Source organism: Polynucleobacter sp. 35-46-11, from assembly GCF_002281105.1.
Window position 1 is genome coordinate 1 of record NZ_NCFJ01000648.1, and the last position, 1,245, is coordinate 1,245.

Annotated in this window: 2 protein-coding genes; one reads left to right on the forward strand and one right to left on the reverse strand. The window is 46.0% G+C overall.

Annotated features, from left to right (window positions below):
* Positions 1–284: 284 nt before the first annotated feature.
* Positions 285–1,034, reverse strand: coding sequence for a tRNA threonylcarbamoyladenosine dehydratase (locus tag B7Y67_RS18445; protein ID WP_293599880.1), 750 nt, complete (start codon positions 1,032–1,034; stop codon positions 285–287).
* Between the two features lie 22 nt (positions 1,035–1,056).
* On the opposite strand from B7Y67_RS18445, the gene B7Y67_RS18450 reads away from it, so the two are divergent.
* Positions 1,057–1,245, forward strand: a 189-nt coding sequence (locus B7Y67_RS18450) for a pyridoxamine 5'-phosphate oxidase family protein (protein ID WP_367227313.1), incomplete at its 3' end; no start/stop codon positions are given.

The window sequence follows — 1,245 nt, forward strand, 5'->3', positions numbered from 1 at the left end:
TTTGAGGTGGCGCTGTAAACCAGTTTGTTCAGTCTGCAAAAGAGACCTCCTTTCGATTTGTCGTTGGTAAATCACCAACGAGGCAAAGTCTAGGGAGGACTGAGCTTCTACACTAGGGGATAAAAATGCGTAAAGTGCTTAAACAATTAAATATGGTGCAAGAGAAATCTTTGGGCAAAGAAGATACAGGCTTGATGGGGAAATAATAAATTTTGGATGACATCAGAATCCGTAATTTCCTACAGGGATTCCCCTTAAGGATTTATTGCTCAGCTTCAGAAATCTTACTGAATGGCAATGAGATTTAAGACTTCAGCAGCAGCAGCTAAACCACAGGCTGCAGTCACCATCACTGTTGACCCATAGCCAGAACATGCAAGGCCCCCACTAGCAAAACCTGCACGAGGCTCGTGAGAGTAGATTGCACGAATACCAATTTTTCTTTTCGGGTTTCTAGAAAATCCATGGTCCTGTCTGAGGCCCTGACGCACCTTTGCTAATAAAGCATCTTGCTCAGTTCTAGACAGGTCATCACAACGCACGGAAGTAGGATCTGATTTTCCGCCAGCTGCACCGCACATGACTAGAGCACGCTGATTTTTATTAGCCCAAACTGCTAAGGCAATTTTGGTTTGCACCGAATCGGTTGCATCTAAAACAATTGCGCCTTCTGGAATCAGGGTATCCAGATTTTCTGGCTCCAAAAATGCATCATGGCTAGTGAGCCTGATATCAGGATTAATTTGGCGAATGCGATCAGTCATCGCCTGTACCTTAGCTTTGCCATACTCACCCTCAAGAGCGTGTAGCTGACGATTAGTATTGCTTTCGGCAATGTGATCAAAATCAATCAAGACCAGATGTCCAATAGCCGTGCGCGCCAAAGCCTCAGCAGCCCACGAACCCACCCCACCCAATCCAGCCACAACAACTGTGGCAAGACGAAAACGCTCACGCAGCTCTGGACCGTATAGCCGAGCTACACCTCCAAAACGACGATCTTCTACGCTCTCTTCAATCTTGTCTTCTGCCATAGCTTCTCTTTATACTGAAAAAATGGACTCCATCGCTCAACTTCGCAAAAACTATACCTTCGGTCAACTTTCAGAGACTGAGGTTCCACCCAATCCACTGAGCTTATTTCAGCTTTGGTTTGATCAAGCTATTAAAGCGGAGTGTCCAGAACCCAACTCTATGACCTTGGCCACTGCAGATGCAGCAGGCAATCCATCAGCTCGTATTGTC